The sequence below is a fragment of the Paenibacillus sp. JCM 9796 genome (assembly GCF_055379675.1).
Genome location: NZ_AP043723.1, coordinates 986,729 through 1,007,401, shown reverse-complemented (window position 1 = coordinate 1,007,401; position 20,673 = coordinate 986,729). Strand labels below are relative to the sequence as shown.

General features: G+C 45.4%; 20 protein-coding genes and 1 pseudogene. 19 read left to right on the top strand and 2 right to left on the bottom strand.

The annotated features are described in order from the left end of the window. Window position 1: 1 nt before the first annotated feature. The 16 genes and pseudogenes from ACZ439_RS04875 to ACZ439_RS04800 form a co-directional block, all read left to right on the top strand. Window positions 2-1,211: pseudogene (locus ACZ439_RS04875) on the top strand ((Fe-S)-binding protein); the annotation flags it as partial. 186 nt (window positions 1,212-1,397) lie between these two features. After that, on the top strand, window positions 1,398-2,576 hold the full coding sequence (locus ACZ439_RS04870; RefSeq protein WP_464620711.1) for a thiolase family protein: 1,179 nt from the start codon (window positions 1,398-1,400) through the stop codon (window positions 2,574-2,576). A 17-nt stretch (window positions 2,577-2,593) separates the two neighbouring features. Continuing rightward, entirely contained in the window at window positions 2,594-3,145 is a 552-nt protein-coding gene (locus ACZ439_RS04865; RefSeq protein WP_464620710.1) for a cob(I)yrinic acid a,c-diamide adenosyltransferase, read from the top strand. 5 nt (window positions 3,146-3,150) lie between these two features. Next, complete coding sequence (locus tag ACZ439_RS04860; protein ID WP_464620709.1) at window positions 3,151-3,948, top strand: helical backbone metal receptor; 798 nt, start codon at window positions 3,151-3,153, stop codon at window positions 3,946-3,948. A gap of 15 nt (window positions 3,949-3,963) precedes the next feature. Beyond that, complete coding sequence (locus ACZ439_RS04855; RefSeq protein WP_464620708.1) at window positions 3,964-4,716, top strand: SDR family NAD(P)-dependent oxidoreductase; 753 nt, start codon at window positions 3,964-3,966, stop codon at window positions 4,714-4,716. A 634-nt stretch (window positions 4,717-5,350) separates the two neighbouring features. Beyond that, window positions 5,351-6,496, top strand: a complete 1,146-nt coding sequence (locus ACZ439_RS04850) for an MBL fold metallo-hydrolase (RefSeq protein WP_464620707.1) — start codon at window positions 5,351-5,353, stop codon at window positions 6,494-6,496. 236 nt (window positions 6,497-6,732) lie between these two features. Then, entirely contained in the window at window positions 6,733-7,518 is a 786-nt protein-coding gene (locus tag ACZ439_RS04845; RefSeq protein ID WP_464620706.1) for a sulfite exporter TauE/SafE family protein, read from the top strand. Window positions 7,519-7,534: 16 nt separating this feature from the next. Next, a complete protein-coding gene (locus ACZ439_RS04840) occupies window positions 7,535-7,855 on the top strand; it encodes a rhodanese-like domain-containing protein (protein WP_054798145.1) in 321 nt (106 codons plus the stop codon). Window positions 7,856-7,876: 21 nt separating this feature from the next. Next, complete coding sequence (locus ACZ439_RS04835; protein WP_464620705.1) at window positions 7,877-8,452, top strand: sulfurtransferase TusA family protein; 576 nt, start codon at window positions 7,877-7,879, stop codon at window positions 8,450-8,452. A 37-nt stretch (window positions 8,453-8,489) separates the two neighbouring features. Next, the gene (locus ACZ439_RS04830) at window positions 8,490-8,621 is read left to right on the top strand and encodes a hypothetical protein (RefSeq protein ID WP_464620704.1); all 132 of its coding nucleotides are present in this window, start codon (window positions 8,490-8,492) and stop codon (window positions 8,619-8,621) included. 32 nt (window positions 8,622-8,653) lie between these two features. After that, window positions 8,654-8,878, top strand: coding sequence for a sulfurtransferase TusA family protein (locus tag ACZ439_RS04825; protein ID WP_054798162.1), 225 nt, complete (start codon window positions 8,654-8,656; stop codon window positions 8,876-8,878). A gap of 71 nt (window positions 8,879-8,949) precedes the next feature. After that, on the top strand, window positions 8,950-9,339 hold the full coding sequence (locus ACZ439_RS04820) for a rhodanese-like domain-containing protein (protein WP_054800283.1): 390 nt from the start codon (window positions 8,950-8,952) through the stop codon (window positions 9,337-9,339). Between the two features lie 18 nt (window positions 9,340-9,357). Continuing rightward, window positions 9,358-9,837, top strand: coding sequence for a DsrE/DsrF/DrsH-like family protein (locus ACZ439_RS04815; RefSeq protein ID WP_054798143.1), 480 nt, complete (start codon window positions 9,358-9,360; stop codon window positions 9,835-9,837). 55 nt (window positions 9,838-9,892) lie between these two features. Beyond that, on the top strand, window positions 9,893-10,153 hold the full coding sequence (locus tag ACZ439_RS04810; RefSeq protein ID WP_464620703.1) for a metal-sensitive transcriptional regulator: 261 nt from the start codon (window positions 9,893-9,895) through the stop codon (window positions 10,151-10,153). 158 nt (window positions 10,154-10,311) lie between these two features. Further along, the gene (locus ACZ439_RS04805; protein ID WP_074730150.1) at window positions 10,312-11,676 is read left to right on the top strand and encodes an ISNCY family transposase; all 1,365 of its coding nucleotides are present in this window, start codon (window positions 10,312-10,314) and stop codon (window positions 11,674-11,676) included. A gap of 117 nt (window positions 11,677-11,793) precedes the next feature. Then, on the top strand, window positions 11,794-12,165 hold the full coding sequence (locus tag ACZ439_RS04800; protein WP_464620702.1) for a rhodanese-like domain-containing protein: 372 nt from the start codon (window positions 11,794-11,796) through the stop codon (window positions 12,163-12,165). A 378-nt stretch (window positions 12,166-12,543) separates the two neighbouring features. On the opposite strand, the gene ACZ439_RS04795 is transcribed toward ACZ439_RS04800, so the two are convergent. Then, window positions 12,544-14,295 carry a copper amine oxidase N-terminal domain-containing protein gene (locus ACZ439_RS04795; protein ID WP_141335595.1) on the bottom strand — a complete coding sequence of 584 codons (1,752 nt, stop codon included), beginning with the start codon at window positions 14,293-14,295 and terminating at the stop codon, window positions 12,544-12,546. A gap of 437 nt (window positions 14,296-14,732) precedes the next feature. Here ACZ439_RS04795 and ACZ439_RS04790 point away from each other — a divergent pair, with 437 nt between their 5' ends. Further along, the gene (locus tag ACZ439_RS04790; protein WP_127610832.1) at window positions 14,733-15,887 is read left to right on the top strand and encodes a sulfite reductase subunit alpha; all 1,155 of its coding nucleotides are present in this window, start codon (window positions 14,733-14,735) and stop codon (window positions 15,885-15,887) included. Window positions 15,888-16,003: 116 nt separating this feature from the next. On the opposite strand, the gene ACZ439_RS04785 is transcribed toward ACZ439_RS04790, so the two are convergent. Continuing rightward, window positions 16,004-17,899, bottom strand: a complete 1,896-nt coding sequence (locus tag ACZ439_RS04785) for a XylR N-terminal domain-containing protein (RefSeq protein ID WP_464620701.1) — start codon at window positions 17,897-17,899, stop codon at window positions 16,004-16,006. A gap of 380 nt (window positions 17,900-18,279) precedes the next feature. On the opposite strand from ACZ439_RS04785, the gene ACZ439_RS04780 reads away from it, so the two are divergent. Together ACZ439_RS04780 and ACZ439_RS04775 are read left to right on the top strand one after the other, a co-directional pair. Continuing rightward, a complete protein-coding gene (locus ACZ439_RS04780) occupies window positions 18,280-19,551 on the top strand; it encodes an MFS transporter (RefSeq protein ID WP_201318956.1) in 1,272 nt (423 codons plus the stop codon). A gap of 49 nt (window positions 19,552-19,600) precedes the next feature. Then, window positions 19,601-20,668 (top strand): 2,3-butanediol dehydrogenase, encoded by a 1,068-nt coding sequence (locus tag ACZ439_RS04775; protein ID WP_372813620.1) that lies wholly within the window; start codon window positions 19,601-19,603, stop codon window positions 20,666-20,668. Window positions 20,669-20,673: the final 5 nt, after the last annotated feature.

Genomic DNA, 20,673 nt, shown 5'->3' with positions numbered 1-20,673 from the left:
TGCCTGTGTGGAATGCGGCCGCTGCACCAATATGTGTCCGGCTTCAGGCACCGGAAAGACATTGTCCCCGATGGACTTGATCGTAAAAATGAGGGATCACTTGACGGAAAAAGGGGCGGCGATCACCTCGAGAACGCCTTGGGTCCCAACCTTTGCTTTTCCTTCCCGGGCAGATTCGGAGACAGCCGCAGCCGTGCAGTCTCCTCAGTTAATCGGGGATGTGATTACCGAAGAGGAACTCTGGGCGTGTACGACGTGCCGGAATTGCGAGGATCAATGCCCTGTTGCCAACGAACATGTCGAGAAAATCGTGGATATGCGCAGATACCTCGTATTGACGGAAGGGAATATGCCCCATGAGGCCGGACGTTACTTCCAAAACCTCGAGAGACAAAGCAATCCTTGGGGCATTAACCGCAATGAAAGGGTCAAGTGGCGGGAAGCTCGGGAGGACATCGAGGTTCCGACCGTAGACGAAATCGACGATTTTGAATATTTATTTTTTGTAGGTTCCATGGGTTCCTTCGATAATCGAAGCCAAAAAGTGGCTCAAGCGTTTGCCAAAATTATGAATGCTGCCGGTGTGAAGTTTGCCGTTTTGGGCAATGAAGAAAGAAGTTCCGGTGAAACGGCACGGCGAATGGGCAACGAGTATTTATTCCAGCAGCTATGCACGGAAAATATCGCTGTTTTTGAATCGTATCAAGTCAAGAAAATCGTCACGATCTGTCCGCATACCTACAATACGTTCAAAAACGAATATCCGGAATTCGGGCTGAAGGCGGAAGTGTATCATCATACCGAATTGATCTGGAAGCTATTAGAAGAAGGTCGAATTAAACCGAGCAAGGAAGTCCATGAATCGATTGCCTATCATGATTCCTGCTACCTTGGACGATATAACAATATTTTTGATATTCCCAGAAAGATTCTTACGTCGATTCCCGGCGTGCAAGTGCTGGAGATGGAGCGAAACCGTCAAGATTCCATGTGCTGCAGAGCCGGGGGCGGCATGATGTGGATGGAAGAAAACACAGGGCAAGCGTGTAAACATAGAACGTACGGAACAGGCATTGCGGCTGAATCCTACCTTAATAGGAAGCAACTGTCCATACTGTCTGACCATGCTCAGCGATGGAGTGAAATCGAAGGAAGAGGAAGAGCGGGTCAGTACGCTGGATATTGCTGAAATTTTGGAGAGATCGCTGTGAATGAATGGAAGAGGGTTGTGGCGTGAATATTCAATTTGCCCCGATGTCGGGGCAAATTATTTCATGAATGCCATACCGGGACACGCCGGACGCTATCTTGCCCTTAATCCGTCTGCTCTTGACGAGGTTGATGAAGAACAGATAGCAAATGCATTCCGATAATGTTGTTGCGAAGGAGAGAACATGATGCGCGATGTAGTCATAGTCAGCGGCATGAGGACACCGATTGGAGATTTTATGGGTGCATTAAAAGATGTAACGGCAGTGGAATTAGGTGTCCATGCGTTAAAAGCGGCTATTGATAAGGCCGGTATTGACCGCAGCCTGATTGAAGAAGTAGTCGGCGGTCACATTTATCAAGCCGGGTGCAAGGGCAATACCGCCAGGCAGGTTGCACTAGCGGCCGGCTGTTCGATAGAGACTGCAGCTGTGACGGTTAACCAGCAATGTCCCTCTTCGTTACGGGCTGCAGAAATCGTGTCTCAGGAGATTATGCTGGGCAAGATCGACATCGGAGCGGCCGTAGGATATGAAAGCATGACCAATACTCCTTATTTGCTGCCTAAAGCGCGCAGCGGTTATAAATTGGGGCATGCGGAACTTGTGGATACCTTATTGCATGACGCTTTGGTCGACGCCTTCAACGACTGTCATATGGGAATAACCGCAGAGAACTTGGCCGAGAAGTACGGCATTACTCGCGGGGAACAGGATGAATATGCGCTGCTCAGCCACCAAAGGGCTTGTAAGGCGATCCAGGAAGGAAAGTTTCTGGAAGAGATCGTACCTATTGAAATCAAGACAAAGAAAGGTACCCTCATTGTGAATCAAGACGAGCATCCAAATCCGAATACAGATCTGCATGCGCTTACAAAGCTTCGCCCCGCTTTCAAAACGGACGGCACGGTTACAGCCGGCAACGCTTCCAGCATCAACGATGGCGGAGCCGCCGCGATCCTGATGAGCGCGGATAAAGCGAGCGAGCTTGGAAATAAACCTCTGGCACGCATTGTATCGTCAGCCTCCGCCGCCGTTGACCCGAAGATTATGGGGATCGGCGTTGTTCCGGCGGTAAAGCGCGCATTGCAATTCGCCCGGCTGGAAGCGGATGATATCGGTTATTGGGAAATTAACGAAGCGTTTGCAGCTCAATTGCTGGCTGTCAACCGGGAGCTGCAATTGGATATGGATAAAGTCAACGCCAACGGTTCGGGAATTTCACTAGGTCATCCTGTCGGTTGTACAGGGGCGCGGATTTTGGTGACACTGCTTGGCGAAATGAAGCGCCGCGGCGTCCGATATGGCTGCGCTTCCCTGTGTGCAGGAGGCGGACCGGCTTCTGCCATGATAATCGAGGCACTCTAAAAATTGGGGGCGACGGTGTGAAAATCTATTCGAAAACAGGAGATAAAGGAGAAACCAGTCTCGTATACGGACAAAGGGTTTCCAAAAGTTCCGTTCGAGTTGAGGCCTATGGAACCTGCGACGAGGCAAATACCATGATCGGGATGGCATTGTCATTTCTCCCGAACGAGGAGCGGTGGTCTGAGCTGTTAGAGGTTTTTCATATCGTCCAGACGAAGCTTTTTCATGTCGGGGCGGAATTATCGACTCCGCCGGGGAAAAAGGTGGAATGGCCAATTGCCGAGGAGGATGTGCATGACTTGGAAGAGCAGATCGACAAGATGGAATCCGTCTTGCCGGCGCTTGCCAATTTTGTCCTGCCCGGAGGAAACTCCGCTGGAGCCGCGCTTCATGTAGCCAGAACCGTCGTTCGCCGCGCCGAAAGATATGCAGTGAGAATTCAAGCGGAGGAAGAGGTCAATCCGGTCGTGATTTCTTATGTGAACCGCCTGTCGGACTTTCTTTTTGTAGCTGCGCGGTATGTCAATCTTGACACAGGCCGCCCCGAGCTTACGCTTCATTCGAGGTGATATTGATGTCGGAAAAGATGTTGCAGGATCATCTGCAGCGGACCGTAACGATCCATGATCCTCCAACAAGAATCATTTCGTTATGTCCCTCCATTACCGAAACCTTGTATGCCTTGCAGCTTTTGGATCGAATCGTCGGCCGTACCAGGTATTGTATCCATCCGGCGGAAGAAGTCAGCCGGGCCGCCGTTGTAGGCGGAACCAAGCAGATCAACATGGATGCGGTTGATCTGCTTAAGCCCGACTTGATCATAGCCGAGAAGGAAGAAAATCCGAAAGAGATGATCGAACAGTTAGCCTCCCGTTACCCGGTATATGTGACCAATGTGGAGAATTTCGAGGATGCTTTGAAGATGATCGCTGACTTGGGGATCTTATGCGCAAGGGGAGCTGAAGCCGAAATCATGGTGAAACATATTTCGGAGAGTTTTCAAATCATTCCATCAGCCGACAAACCGATCAAGGTGGCTTATGTCATATGGAATAACCCCTATATGGCTGCCGGCCGTACTACCTTTATCAATTCCAATCTTGAACTTTGCGGATTCCATAACGTATTTAAGCAAAGGCCGGAAAGATACCCGGTCATTACGGTCGAGGATCTGCGAAACTCCGAACCTGATTTGATTTTACTATCTTCCGAACCTTATCCCTTTCAAGAGAAGCACAGGGATGAGCTTGCCCGACAACAGCTGGAAGCTCGAACCGTACTGGTTGACGGGGAGTATTTTAGCTGGTATGGGGTGCGAATGATCGATGCGGCTTCCTATTTTCAACAATTGATATTATCGCTAAAAGGCTAAAGGAGACTATGACCCATGTCCGAATTGCACGGAAAAGTAATTATCGTGACAGGTGCCGGCAGCGGTATAGGAAGAGAGACGGCGTTGCTTTTAGCAGTTCAAGGTGCATTCATAGTAGCCGCAGATTTTAATGAAATTGCTGCGAAGGAAGCAGTGTCCCTGATTGAAGCTGCTTCCGGAACAGCGGATTTCTATAAAGCGGATGTATCGAAGGGTGATGAAGTGAAAGGTCTTATTGATTGGACAGTAGAAAGATTCGGTACTTTGAACGGAATTTTTAACAATGCTGGAATAGGTCTTGTCAAACCATTCTTGGAAATGGATCCGGAATCGTATCACCGAGTAATTAACGTTAACCAACACGGTGTTTATTACGGAATGTATTATGCCGCTAAAAAAATGGTCGAATTGCAAGTGGAAGGCACTATCGTAAATACGGCATCGATCTACGGTACCATGGCTGCTGTAGGAAGCTTTAACTATAATGCGGCTAAAGCGGCAGTGGTGATGATGACGAAATCCGGGGCATTGGAATTGGCGGAACACGGCATCCGGGTTGCAGGAGTTGCACCGGGATTCATCGATACGCCGATACTCGGCGGCAATGAAGAACGAAAAAACAGGCTAGCTGCACAGCATATGCGCGGTAAGCTCATCCAACCGAAGAAAGTTGCCAGCGTCGTTGCGTTCCTATTCAGCGAAGGCGCCACTGCCATTAATGGTCAGACGATTCCTGTAGACGATGGTTATCTTAGCTTCAAAAAATAATTACGGTCGATGAAAGGAGATTGAAGGCGATGAGTATCGCGTAATGAAGAAATCGTATTGCGGGGATACGACCCTCGAAAAGCAAATAGATGCTCTCGTAAATGATTGAGGAATATGAGATTATCCATTGGATTTGGAAAGTATTTCTTCGACCAAACCAAAATTCGACAATATGAATGTGCTCATATTATTTTGATGAATTAAAGATGAATTTAAGTCCAAGGGAGGAGTAAGTCTCTTCTTTATAGCCACATCGAGGACAGGATTATATATAACCTTGCGCGTCGCTATAAGTTGTAAAATTATACTGACATTCAGGACACTTATTTGAAAACATCTTTTTTATCCATAGCAGCATATTAAATCACCTTTTTCCAACTAGTTTACTTTGTTTTAATTATACTGCTTTTTTGGTATTTGGTATAGTGGCTTATTTCAGGATGAAATCTTTAATTGCTTATAGATTTTTATTTGGGAACATATTGACATTATAAAAACAAAAGATTATCATGCATATATACCCCTATGGGTATATATTTTTTAACTATTATTATACCCACCGGGGTATGATAAGGGGATTTTAAAGTCGGGTTAAAGGGAAAAACAAAAACAGTACATTAGGAGGAAACGAACCATGGGAGCACGAACACTGCAGGCCATGACGGCAAAAGAAGTAACTCAAATGTTGCTGAACAATGAGGAGCTTTTTATTTTAGATGTGCGTAACACGGATGATTTTGATAACTGGAAAATTGAAGGTGGAAAAATCGAAATCGTGAATGTTCCTTATTTCGATTTACTTGACGGGGTTGATCCTGCGCTGGATAAAATTCCTGATGGAAAGAAGATTTTGGTCGTTTGCGCAAAAGAGGGTTCTTCCAAATTTGTAGGAGAGCAAATCGTTGAAGCAGGCAGAAATAATGTTTATTACCTAGAAGGCGGAATGAAGTCGTGGAGTGAGTATCTTGAGCCGATTAAAGTCGGGGATCTGAAAGACGGGGGGGAGCTGTATCAATTTGTGCGGATCGGCAAAGGCTGCTTGTCTTATATGGTCATCTCCGGCGGAGAAGCGGCGACTGTAGATACACTGCGCATGACAAACGTATTTGAGCAGTTCGCTAAAGATAAAGGCGCGGTCATTAAGCACACGATCGATACTCACTTGCATGCCGACCACATCTCCGGCGGTAAATTGCTGGCGGACAAGACGAATGCGAAATATTGGTTGCCGCCTAAGGATGCAACAGAAGTTGTATTCGAGTACACGCCATTGGAAGGCGATAACGCGATTATCGTCGGCAATACGCAAATCAAAATTCAACCGATTTATTCTCCAGGCCACACGATCGGCAGTACGTCGCTAATCGTTGATGATCAGTATTTGTTAAGTGGAGACATCTTGTTTGTACAATCCATCGGACGCCCTGACCTTGCAGGCAAAGCGGAAGATTGGGTCGGAGATTTGCGAACGAGCTTGTATAAAACATACAAGAGCCTGTCTGAGGACTTAATTGTATTGCCGGCACATTTCGGCCAGCATACAGAGCTTGGAGAAGGCGGTAAAGTTGCTGCGCGTTTAGGTGATCTGTATGCCTCCAATCCGGGACTGAATATTGAAAGCGAAGAAGTGTTTCGTTCTGCGGTGACGGTTAACTTACCGCCGCATCCCAATTCTTATCAGGAAATCCGGCAAACGAATATGGGTAGAGTGAAGCCTACGGAAGAGGAGCAGCGCGAAATGGAGATGGGACCAAATCGCTGTGCTATTCATGATAAATAAGACTATGATCTACGGGTGGATAACCCCTTCATAGTGTTCAGTAATCGCACTCTGAATATGCACCATTGACAACCCACTATTATTTTATTATCATCTGTATATACCTATACGGGTATTGGTTTATTTCGACCATCGATTGTTGAGAGGAGAACAAATTTTTTTTGAGCAAAAATATACCCCCTATAGTATATAACGGCGGTACTCAATACAACTAATACGGGTGTAAGGGGGAAGCTATGGAATTAGATATTGGATGGCTTCTTATCCTATTTGGCGTCGGTTTTACAGGTTCCTTCATATCTGGGATGGTCGGCATCGGAGGCTCCATCATCAAATATCCGATGCTGCTGTATATACCTCCGATGATGGGATTTGTAGCTTTTACCGCTCAGGAAGTGTCCGCGGTAAGCGCGATTCAAGTGTTTTTTGCTACACTCGCGGGTATGTTCGCATATCGCAAAGGCAGTTTGATCAATAAAAAACTGGTTCTTTACATGGGAGTACCCATCGTAATTGGCAGCTTTATCGGGGGGTTCGGTTCTAAATTTCTCCCGGATTCCGCAATTAATCTGACGTACGCGGTGATGGCCTTGATCGCAGCGGTCATGATGTTCCTCCCGAAAAGAGGCGTCGAGCGTGAAGATTATTCCGGCATTACCTTTAATAAAGTCATCGCATCCGTGACAGCGGCGATTGTCGGGGTATCATCAGGTATCGTAGGAGCCGCAGGCGCTTTTATTACCGTCCCGATTATGCTCGTCATTTTAAAAATTCCGACGCGGGTTGCCATTGCATCATCACTTGCGATTACCTTTATTTCTTCAATCGGTTCTACAGTCGGAAAAATGATGGGTGGACATATGCTTCTCGTCCCATCCATTGTGATGGTTGTGGCAAGCATCCTGGGATCGCCGGTTGGAGCCAAAGTTGGCAAGAGAATGAACGTGAAAGTGCTGCAATGGATACTTGCCACTCTTGTTACAGCAACGGTGATTAAAATTTGGTACGACATTTTGGCATAAAGAGGAGGACTCGTTCATGGCAGGAAAATACTCGAAAGACATGCTTCCAGGCGAGGTGAAGGAGCGGCTCGCCAAGGGAGAAACGCTGAGCATCCTGGACGTACGTGAGCTGGATGAATGGGAATCCGGTCATATTCCGGGAGCAAAGCACATTCCTTTGGGATCTTTAAGCGAGCGGCATAAGGAACTCGATCCGAAGCAAGAGACGATTGTCGTATGTCGAAGCGGAAACCGAAGCGGGCTCGCATGCGAGCATCTTGAAGCCTTAGGCTACAAAGTGGTGAATATGCCGGGCGGAATGAATCAATGGGACGGAGAAATGAAGTACGGGAAATAAGAAATTTAGGAGGTAACGGATATGGCGGCAGTAATTCAAACGAATCAAGTGTTAGAGTGTGAAGGATTAGCGTGCCCATTGCCTGTAGTAAAAACCAAAAAAACGATTGAGGACATGAATTCCGGCGAAGTCGTTGAAGTGCGCGCCACAGATAAAGGATCTGTTGCCGACCTTCAAAGCTGGGCAAAGCGGACGGGGCACCAGTATTTAGGTTTACGGGAAGAGTCTGGCGTGTTCCGCCATTTTATTCGAAAATCGTCGGAGAATGAGACGAAACCAGAAGTGAAGTATCCCCACACCGTAAGCAATGAAGAACTCAGCAAAAAATTAGAATCAGGGGAAAAAATAAAGGTGCTGGATGTGCGTGAACCTGCGGAATATGTGTTTCAGCGAATCCCAGGGGCCATTTCCGTACCGCTCGGCGAACTTGAACAAAAAATTGCCGGCCTGAATCCGGACGAAGAATACTATGTCGTATGCAGAACGGGAACCCGGAGCGACATGGCGTGTCAAACGCTGGCCGAACGAGGCTTCTCAAAGGTGAAGAATGTAGTTCCCGGCATGTCGGGCTGGGATGGTCGCACCGAGCAAGATTAACGATATGAAAAACATGAACCTTTAGGAGGAAAATAACATGGCAAACAAGAGAGTGGCGATTATCGCATCATCTGCAGGACTCGAAACCGCATATAAGGTGTTGAACATCGCAACGGCGGCAGCATATCTTGATTTCGCCTTCGACGCACAAGTTACATTGAATTTCTAAAAAAATTTAAATATCAGGGGAGAGGTTATATGATGGCGGATATTGTTATTGATGCGAAAGGGCTTGCTTGCCCAATGCCGATTGTGAAGGCAAAAAAAGGGATTGACTCGATTCAATCCGGACAAGTGATGGAACTTCAAACAACAGATAAAGGTTCTATGAATGATTTTCAAGCTTGGGTAAACCAAACGAAACATGAATTAATTGAAGCAAGAGAAGAAAATGGAGTATTTACGTTCTTGGTGAAAAAGGGTTAAAGGTTACGCTGGAGTAGGGGCGGTGGCGCCGGCCGCCGCTTAACCTTTTCAGGAAAAAGGAGAGACCCGTTATGTTTATCTGGATGATCATTCTTGCTGCTATATTTCTATCTCAACTTCGAAATCAGTGGCCTGTGAAAGGTCTTCAGTATATAAGCGCAATAGAACTACGTAAAATGAAAAATTCAACTACGTTAAAAATCATTGACGTGCGTGACGCTTCCGATTTTTATGAAGATCATTGCACGGATGCGATTAACATTTATGTCGGGAGATTGCCGTTCGTCTGGAGCAATCATATTCGTGATGGAGATACGATCGTCCTGCTCGGCACGGACCATAGATCAATTAATAAATCCGCTAGAATTTTGAATAAGAAAGCGGGTATTAAGAGCATTTATGCTGCTTTCTATCAGAATATAAATGATCCGAAAATTAACAAAAGAATAATATGCAGTTAAAAGAAAGGTTGAGCTTTCATGGCAGAGAGAGAAAAATCAACGATTGTATTATTTAGCGGGGAGTTGGACAAAGCGATAGCGGCGTTTATTATTGCGAATGGAGCCGCGGCATATGATCATGATGTGACGATTTTCTTTACATTTTGGGGTTTAAATACGCTTCGTAAAGAAGAACTGGTACCGGTCAAGAAAGGGTTTTTGGAGAAGATGTTCGGCGGTATGATGCCGCGCGGCGCAAATAAGCTAGGTCTATCCAAGATGAACTTTGCAGGAATGGGTCCTAAGATGATCAAGCATGTCATGAAGAAGCATAACGCCTTGACTTTACCGCAGCTTATTGAGTTGGCACAGGAGCAAGGAGTTAAGCTTGTTGCATGTACAATGACAATGGACTTGCTAGGTTTACAGAAGGAAGAGTTAATCGACGATATCGAGTATGCAGGTGTTGCAGCTTATCTGGGGGATGCAGCCGAAGCTAAAGTGAATTTATTTATTTAATAGCAGCCCCCAGGTCTGGGTATCATCTACCTGTACACGTAAAGGGGGAATAACAATGGTTTATGATGATGATATAAAACGGCGTTTACGCAGGGTCGAGGGACAAATTCGCGGTGTTCTGAACATGATAGAAGCAGGAAAGGAATGTAAAGAAGTCGTCAGTCAACTTTCAGCTGTACGCAGTGCGGTAGATAAAGCGATGGCGATTATTGTCGCCGTTAATCTTGAACAATGTATCCGGGAAGAAAATGAAGCAGGAAACGATACAAAGAAAGTTGTTCATGAGGCTGTCGAGTTACTAATTAGTTACCCCTGAAAAAGTCGGGCTATTTTGACAAAATAAAAAGGAATTCGGCACCTCAAAATGGAAATTGTTATTGTCCAGATAACAATCCATCCATCCCCGAGGGAAGAATTCCTTTGTTTAAGGAGTTCAACGCAGAGCCTCGGGAATCCTTCCTTGAGGTGATGAAAATGTTGAAACTTCGTGACGAGCAAATAACGATGTGGGATGCGATTCTTCCGGAAGCTGTTAGAACGCTGCCGGCCGAACTTGCCATCATCGATCGCTTGCTGGACGACGAAAAATTTCTTCAACCATTCGCGAAGCTGCATCCGAAAGGCAAGAAGAGCGGTCGCCCTACGCTGGCGATCGAGAAGTACATCCGTCTTATGGTCTTGAAACACAAATATAATTTGGGCTACGAGTCGCTCGTGAAGGAAGTTGGCGACAGCATCACCTGGCGAATGTTCTGCCGTATTGCCATCGATGAGAAGATGCCGGATCCGTCCACGCTCATCTATGCCCGCAAACGCTACGGCGATAAAATCGCCCAGGACATCAACGCTGCGCTTATCAAACAGTGTGAAGAAAAAGCGATTCTGAAAACCCGTAAATTCCGTACAGACACGACTGTCGTGGAATCCGACATTCATCACCCGACAGATGCTACGCTATTGCAGGATGGTGTGAAGGTCATCACGCGAATGATTCAGAAAATCCGCAAGGTCGCTTCCCACGCCGTTCAAGGCTTTGAAGATCGTACGGCTGAAGTTAAAGAAAAGATTCTGTCCATCGCCAAAGTACTGCGGCGTCGCACACGGGAATCGTGGGAAGAAGTTGACAAGATTACGCAAAGCGTAATCGAAGTAACCGACAGCGTCGTAAAGGGTGCACAAAGCGTCGTAGAAAAACTGCAAGACAAGGGCAAAACGGCCGTTCAGCAAAGCAAAGCAAAACTGTCGGCGGCGGTCGAGCTTACCGGGAAACTGCTGGAACAAGCCAGACAGGTCGTCTCCGGCAATCGTATCATCGCCGATCGTATCGTCAGCTTCTTTGACCCCGAAGCCAGGCCGATCAAGAAGGGCAAGCTAGCCAAAGGCACGGAGTTCGGATACAAGGTGCGAATCGACGAGACGGAAAGCGGCTTCGTCACCGGTTACGCCGTCTATGAGGGAAATCCCTCTGATGACGAATTGCTTGTTCCCGCCATAGAAGCACATATCAAGCAGTTCGGCAAAGCACCGCAGGCCGTAGCCACCGACCGCGGCTTCTCAAGCAAGAAGAATGAAGCAGCCATTACTGAACTTGGTGTAAAGCGAGCCAGCTTGCCGCGAAAGGGCAAGAAAGGCATTGCCCGCACGGAGTACGAAAACGAAAAATGGTTTAAGGACTTGCAGCGTTACCGTGCAGCCGGAGAAGCGAAGATTAGTCTTCTCAAGCGCAAGTACGGTTTGAACCGCAGCAGGTACCGGGGCTTTGCTGGCTCAAAATGCTGGGTCGGCTTCGGAATCCTGACCCACAATCTGCAAAGAGCAGCAAAAATGCTTCAAAACTAAGGTAGAAATAGAAATCCGGGGGAACCGACATCCACAAAACCACTCGGCTCCCCGAGACCATTTTTAAAATTGGACTTTTTCAGGAGCAACTAATTAAAAGCAGGTAGGTGATGACGTATGGATTACGCTCTCTATGTACTGTTAGCCGTATTCGTTGTATGGATGTTTTACAAGCAATTCACCCCTGTACAAGGTTTGCGGAATTTACAGCTCCGGGAATTTAAGGAGGAGTACAAGGGTAATAAATTGATCGATGTAAGAGAGAGCCGTGAATACACTAGAGGGTATATCCCAGGAGCCGTAAATATACCTCTGAGTCAGCTGAAACAAAGGCTCGGGGAGATTCCCAAAGATAAACCAGTCTATTTGTATTGCCAAAGCGGTATGCGGAGTAAACAGGCCGGCAAAATACTCAGCAATAACGGCCACGGTCAAATCGCCCATCTAACGGGCGGCATCATGGCCTGGGATGGTCCAACGAAAAAGTAAAGTAATGGTTTCTGCTAAAGGAGAGGAAAGCTAAGTAAAATTCCTTACTGGAGGCTTTCGATGGTTCACTATACGGTGGAAACGAAACTTAACGTTCATGATGCGGTACCACGTTGGAAAAGGTTCTGAAATCAGAACAGTTCGGGGTCCTTTGGCAGTTCGATATTCGAGCGTATCTGAATGAACTGATGACAGTAAACCTAAAACAAATGTAATCGGATAATAAACAAAATCATTAATAATTTAGAAAAGTTTTTTTTCAGCAATTATGAACTTTTAGGATTGATGGCAGTATCCGGAATGAGGGATGAAGCTAAAATAAAATAGGCAGCTTCGATGGTTCACTTTTACGGACCAGGGGAGCTGCCTTACTTTCCGTTAGTCGATCTGAAGCTTGTAGAGCATGGTCGTATCCTGCTCATTGGAGCTGCGGCTATCGGATTGATACCAAATGATGCTGTCTCCGCTAACCAACGGATCGATATGGCCCGGTGACGGTACGCCTTGCAGGGCTGACGGCCGGTAAAGCTGCTTGCCAGACCCATCGACTACGGCATAGAAGAGACCTTCGTTGTTCCCGGATTCCTTCCACAGCAGGACGAATTTATCGTCGTTAAGCTTGACCAGATGCGTCTCCTCGATGTCGACCCCGGAATCGACGGCATGATCGGTCAGCCAGACGACGTTGACTTCCTTGGCATCCTTGGCCCCCTTCGGGACAACGCCAAGATACACATTCTTCGTCTTGGAGGCGCCGTACTGCTCCGTAAGGGAGACGCTGGAGCCTGCTACCAGATAGTTGTCTTTGGCTACCTCAAGACCGCCCACATGCGCACCTGTGTAGTTATCGCCGATCTTTCCGGGGAACTTGAGGATGTCAAGTTCAGAGACAATGCGATCCCGCTGCTCGACTTGGAGCACGACCGAGCGCGGATAGGCGTCCCCATGGTCGGCATATATGATCTTGTCGCCATCGAAGCGAACATAAGCCGCAAACGAGTGGCTTACGTGATTCCGCGGCCATTCAGCACCTTTGTACAGCAGAGTCATGCTCTTCATATCAGCCAAGAACGTAATGTTCGATTGGTGGCGGAGCCCGTCCTTCGGTGTCAGGTAACGCTGCCGTGTGGAGTAAACAGCCAGCTTCCCGTTATGACTATCCATCGTCACATTGCCTGCATGGAACGGATCGGTGACATACACATCGCTGATGTCTATTTGGCCGGCTTTCGTCCAAGAATCGTCGTATTTTACAATGAAATAGACGGTCTTCGTTGGCGATTCTTCCATATTTGGCTGTCCGTACACGACATAGTAGCAGCCGTCTTCCCCAAGATGAATGCCGCCTAATAGGGGCAGCTCTTTGGAAATCATCTTCTCTTCAATCTTATCGAAGGCCGGTGTAAATTCCTGCACGCGAAGTCCTTTGTCCCCCATGTCCTCGACCAGCACCACGCGATTCTTCTTATGGAGTAAGAACCTCTTGGCCGTAGAAAAATAATTTCCGTATTTATAGTCGTCAGTTCCGAGTGTCTTCGTCTGGACCGCTTGTGCGGTGACCTCAGCTTGAAGAGGCTTGTAAATCATAATGGCTTTGTTCTTCGGTTGCCACACCACCGCACTTCCCAGCTGCTCGGAAACGAAGCGTGTCGGAATGAGAACCCGTCCGTCCTTCATACGAGCGGGTACATCTAGCTCCACGGTTCGCCCGTTCACCGATGCATCGGGACGGTCAACCTGCAGCACAATCGTCTTCCCTTGCAGCTTTACCGTCACAGTACGGCTGTCACCGTCCCACGCAATGTCCGCACCTAGCGCTTCCAGCAGCGCTCTCATCGGAATGAGGGAGAAGCCGTTCTCCGTCTGTACTGGAACATCGGTTGCGAGAAATTGATTGTTCACACAAGCGAAGATCGTCTCTTTTGGGTCAGGCATATTGGAGTAGTCGAATTTCGTATACGTGCCGTCTTGATTCAGAGCACCGCTGGGGCGCGGCTTCCTTGCTTTTGAAATCTCGGTCTGGCAGTTGTCGGCGGCGGCTGCCGACGCAGAACTGCCCGGATATACGGTAAGCGGCAGCATTGCGATGCACAGCATCGCAGTAAAAATTTTGTAAATAGTCTTGATCACGGGAACCCTCCTGTTTCATGGTTTTTCATATAGTACCGTATACCCATGTCATTCGACAGGTAATGTCGTTTCCCTTCTGTGAGCTCGACATGAATTTCAGCTCGTCTATTATGGAAGCGATAGGGGGGAATCTTTGTTTAGGAAATGACGAAGGAAGGCGTTTCGTAGCTGCTGGTTCCTTAACAATGATCGACTTGAGTATGTAAATACACTAACGGAGAGCTGAGGGAATAAAAAATTGGAAGAGCTTAATGAAATTCGAATATGGTAAAATGAACAGAGATAAGATATCATTTAAAAGAAATACTAAAATAGTTTTGGGTACATTGGTCGATTAACTTAATAAATGTCAATAATAAAAAATGTACTAGAAAAACATTTCTGATTTTCTCTTCTTGTGCTATCCTACATAATAAACAACTTTTTGAGGTGAATTTATGCAATCTTCTACTGTAGTGCCAACAACATATTCAAGAACAAATCCATTTCAAGCGAAAGTTCTCAAAAATGTAAATTTAAATGGAGCAGGTTCTAATAAAGAAACGAGGCATCTCGAGCTATCGTTAAAAGGATCTGACCTCTCCTATGTCCCAGGTGATTGCCTTGGTATTATCCCTGAGAATGATCCGGAACTAGTGGCTTCCCTTCTTGAGGAAATGAAATGGGATGCAGAACTGTCTGTTTCAGTTAATAAGCAAGGGGATACACTTCCCTTAAAAGAAGCGTTAGCAAGACACTTTGAAATTACGTTATTGACGAAAAAAATTATCCAGCAGGCAGCGGAATTATCAGAAAATGAAGAGCTACAAAAGCTGGTATCCGATGAAAATCTAAATCAACTGAAAGAATATATCGACGGACGTGATTTGCTCGATTTGTTACGAGATTTTGGTCCATGGAAAGCTTCTGCCCAAGAGATTGTCTCTTTATTAAGAAAAATGCCGCCACGGCTATATTCAATTGCTAGCAGCATTACCGCTAATCCCGAGGAAGTGCATCTAACCATCGGTGCTGTGCGCTACACAGCTCACGGACGGAAGCGCAAAGGAGTTTGTTCTGTTTTATGTGCTGAACGTCTTCAAGAGGGGGATACGCTTCCAGTATTTATTCAACAAAACAAACACTTTAATCTACCAGAGTCCCCGGATAAAGATATTATTATGGTTGGTCCTGGGACAGGTATTGCACCATTCCGTTCGTTTATCCAGGAACGTGCAGTGAATGCAGCATCAGGTAGATCATGGCTATTTTTTGGAGATCAGCATTCAGCATCGGATTTCCTGTATCAAAACGAGCTGGAAAAATATCAAAAAGATGGGGTATTGACAAGATTAGAGGTTGCGTTCTCCCGTGATTCGGCGGAAAAAGTATATGTACAGCATAAAATGCTTGAAAACAGTAAGGAATTGTTTGAGTGGCTAAATAATGGAGCATACTTCTACGTTTGTGGAGATAAGCAATATATGGCGAAAGACGTCCACAATACTCTAATTAGCGTTATTGAAAAAGAAGGTTCGATGACCCGTGAAGCAGCCGAAGCGTATTTAAATGATATGCAAGAGCAAGGGCGTTACCAACGTGATGTGTATTAAAATGAATATTAGTGAGCAGCACTAAAAAAGAGTGACTTTATTCCGCAATTAGCGGTCATAAAGAAACAGGCCATCCTTCTTTCGGAGGGATGGTCTTTCCCTTGACGGAACTACCGTCAGTAAATATCGATGTCATCCAAAAAGATAAGAATTTGCAAGGCGAGATGCGCTTCATAGAAATCTTTGGAACTCGTCAGGTCCAGATGACTTATTTCTTGAATCCTTTTTAGTCTATACCTTGTTGCGCCAATAGAAATATGCAGATCCTGCGATGTGTTTTGGATGTTGCCCTGGTTCTCTAAATAATAAAACAACGTTTTTAACAATTCGTTGTTATTTTTTTCGTCATATAGCCTAATGCCTTGAAGTAAAAGTTCGGCAAATTTTTTTAATTGATCCATATTTTCGGGGTTAATAATTTTGGAAAAGGTGCTGAGATCCTCAGAAGAAACAATGCTTGAATGTTTCTTCCGAACCGTCAGCAATTGGACGGCTTTTTGCGCTTCTTCGTATCCCCTGCGGTAATCTTCTATTTTTTTACAAATCGAACTGATTCCAAACGTTATTATCATATCTTTATATTTACTTTCGAGCGTTTTCAATAGCAATTGAGCCAACGGTTTTACTCCGATGCCTGTCTTCTCAAGTAACTCCAGCGGGATTATAGCGATAATATGATCGGATTTACTTGTCAACAGGCATTGCGTATGTGAGCCTAAGCTTTTTATTTGAGTATGAAGAGTGTCGATGATCTGAACTTGTAAATCTTTAGCCGGGTCCGCGTTCGGATCAAGGGAAGCGAAATGAACGATAAAGAGATAATGCGGCAGCTCTAAATTATATCCCATTAATTTTGATCTGTAGGTTAATTCATCTGCATTGCAATTCTTCTTTAAAAGCTCAATGAACAACTCGTTTTTTAAACGATGCTCCACTTCAATTCTAGTGATGGTATGCAGCAATTGGATGGAACAAAATTTCGAAGCTGCTTCCAAAGCAGAAAACTCCGTTTCATCAAACTCTCCGGAATCTTTAATTAAGGAAATATAACCAAACAGGCCATTTTTGGTATGAATGGGGCATATTAGACGTTCATGCGTCCAACCGCTTCCTTCTGCGAACGTATAATGGACCGGCTGCTTGATATCTTTTAATAGATTGGAAAAAAGAATATGATTTTTAAATTTAATAATATCCAGCATGCTGTATTTAAATAAGCCAAATGATTCTATGAGTCTGAAATCTTTATCTTCCAGGGTGACGCCAAGATTAAGGGTTTCGCCTAAAAATTTTATGATGGAGGACAGCTCCTGCCCTTGAATTAAAATTTCGGATAATTTTTCATTAAATTTCAGCAATTTTTTATAAGCATCCCGTTGTTTTTCTATTTTAAGAAAGGGGCTGTTTATTTCTATCATTTCCTGACTATCCTGATCCAGTTGATCAAGCAAATCCTTCTCATCCCATTCCTTTGCAGGCTTGGCGATCATAAGGCAATGTTCGTCGCCCTTCCCAACGCATTTTATCTCTTTAACGATAATATCCCTGCCATAATGTTCAGACGCATACCCCCCAATAAACCCGGTTAATGTGTGACAAACAGGTTCATTATGTACGCCAAAATGCTTCAAATGCTGTTCGGCCTCGTAAGAGTAATGCCAGTACCCCTCGGCAAAATATTCCCCGGTAGTGTGATTGTATATAATCTTAGCATTTTGAGAAAAAAAAGCGCCCGTAATTTTAGACATTTGCGGGCCTGCATGGAACCATTCAAACGGTGATTCAAGCGAAAAAAGCGCTTTCAAATTTCTGGCGAACTCTACACCGTAATTTCTGCCGTACCGCAACAAAATCTTTTTGGCTTGATCCATGCCTACCGACCTGATCAGATCCCGACGCAGTAGGCCGATTGCATCCGTTCCAACCAAAATCATCCGCTGATCTTTAAGGTGAATTTTTCCGGTAGCCGCATCGAACGTAATATACGAATGTAAGTCAGATTTATTGAACATGAATGATCATCACTCCTAAGTAACAATAAACTAATTGTACAAATAATATAGCATCATTTTATACAAAAATGTTAAACAAAATTGATAAATCCATCTGTTGATTTTGAATTTTATGAATATTGAGTTTTTTGTTGTTCCTGATAAAATCAATTACAACGATGAGGTAATAAATGGAATTGAAATTGAGCGAAGTGTACATGTTGCGTAATTTTGTATCCGTTTACATTTACGAACAAGACAAACCAAAGCCAATCGCTAATCAAGGGAACAAAAAAACCAAGTTGATGCTTAGACTAAAATAAGGAGGTGAGGAATCAGCCCCGCTATCATGAGAGCTTTTCCATCCGATTTGCTATTACCTATTTGAGAGGGTGAAGCGCATGGCAAACAGGAAGTTTTGGGTTTATGAAAATAAGCTACTACTTATTCTATCATTGGGCTGGGGATTTTTATTTTTCGATCGACTGGCAGTTAATTTTTTGATGCCGTTTATTATTAAGGATGTTCCAATGAGCAATACCCAAATCAGTTTGATCGTTGCAGGATTTTCTTTAACTTGGGCACTCGGAGGCTATTTTGGAGGCTATTTCGCGGATCGTTTAGGAAAGAGAAAAGTTTTTTTAGCCATTTCGGTTTTGTTTTTTTCTCTTTGTTCGTTTATGACAGGCGTGGTAACAGGTTTCCTCTTCTTGCTCTTTATACGCATGCTCATGGGATTGGTTGAAGGGCCGTTCTTTCCTACAGGTGCATCCATTCTAGCTGTGGAATCATCAGAATCACGGCGTGGCTTCAATCTGGGATTTCTACAAAACTTTTCATCTAATTTCCTGGGTGGAGTTTTAGGACCGATCGTTCTTGTAGCGGTTGCCATAGCCATCGGTTGGAGAAACACGTTCTTACTCACATTAATTCCCGGTCTGATTGTAGCCTTCTTGATATGGAGATATGTCCGGGAACCGAAAACTTCTAATGAATCCGAATCGATTTCAGCTGATGGTAATAAAAAAGACGAAAACGTCCGTGTGCGGGATCTGTTTAAATACAGAAATATCGTATTATGCATCATTATCGGTATTTTCTTCATCCCTTGGTATACGCTGGTTTTTACTTTTGCTCCTCTTTATCTGGTTCAAGCTAAAGGAGTTTCGCCCGATATCATGAGTTATGTCATGTCAGCAGTCGGTATAAGCGCGGCCGTATGGGGATTTGTTGTACCGGCGCTGTCTGATCGCTGGGGAAGAAAGCCGGCAATGATTACATTCTCCTTCATTTCCATGTTAGGTCCCTTATCGATCCTGTTTTTCAACGGACCATTCTGGATGTTAATGATACTTGTTATTATCGGATGCGCAGGGCCGGGACCCATGGCTCTCTTCATGTCGATCATTCCGGCTGAAACCATTCCCCGCAAATATATTGGAGCCGCCGTAGGCTTGACAATGGGCGTCGGTGAATTGATAGGCGGCGTTGGAATCGTAACATTAAGCGGTGTCGCTGCCGACCATTACGGGATCATGGTTCCGCTGTTGATGTCAGCGGCATTTGCCCTTATCAGTGCTTTGGTCTCGTTGTTTTTAATCGAAACGTCACCGATTAAGGTTAAGGCGAAAAGAGAAGCAGAGCTGCGATCTTCTACGGTATCAAACATTTGACCCGGCTCATCTATACATTGATGTTCTGCCTGCGGAGGAGGGGATAAGGTTGAAAGCTGCAATCTGGTACGGATTAGAAGATGTCCGGGTCGTTGAGGTGGAAGAACCCGTCACCGGGGAAGGAATGGTTAAAATAGAGGTCGAGTGGTGCGGTATTTGTGGCAGCGATCTTCATGAATACGTATCGGGACCTATGACAATCCCCGTTTCGGAGCCTCATCCATTGACAGGGCAGGTAGCTCCGGTGATTCTGGGTCATGAGTTTGCCGGCAGAGTGGTTGAAATAGGAGATCGCGTGACAAATGTGACGATGGGTGACCGTGTAACGGTGGAACCGATTTTAACTTGTGGTACTTGTATTCATTGCCAAAGCGGTCGTTATAACCTGTGTCCCAAACGCGGATTTCATGGACTTACGTCAAATGGGGGAGGATTTTCGGAATATACAACGGTTCAGGCTCACTTGGTACATAAACTGCCCGATACCATCTCATTTGAAGAAGGTGCGGTCATTGAACCGGCAGCGGTGGCTGTTTATGCCGTTCGTTCAAGCGGATTAAAGGTGGGGGATGCATGTGCCGTATTTGGAGCCGGCCCCATTGGGCTGCTTCTGATCCAAGCTGCCAAAGCCGCGGGTGCCAGTAAAATTATTGCCGTGGAAGTATCCGAGAGCCGTTTGGCTAAAGCTCAAGAATTGGGTGCCACCGATTTCATTAACCCTCTAAAAGAGAAAACGGTGGAGGCTATTCATACAATCACCGGCACCAAGGGTGTGGACGTTAGTTATGAAGCTGCAGGCGTAGAAACCTCTTTTTTGGAAGCGCTTGACAGCGTTAAGCCGGATGGGGAAATGGTGATCGTAAGTTTATGGGAAAAGGCGGTAACATTTAATCCTAATCTACTTGTGTTAAACGAACGGAGGATCCGATCTTCCTGTGCTTATCGGCATGTTTTCCCGGAGGTGATTTCGTTAATAGCTAACGGAAAAATAAATGCAAAGGGATTGATTTCCAAAAAAATTTCATTAGATCAAATCGTAGAAGAAGGTTTTACGACCCTTTTGACCGATAAATCTCATTCAAAGATTCTGGTTACGCCTAAAAAGATAAATCTTTAATTAAA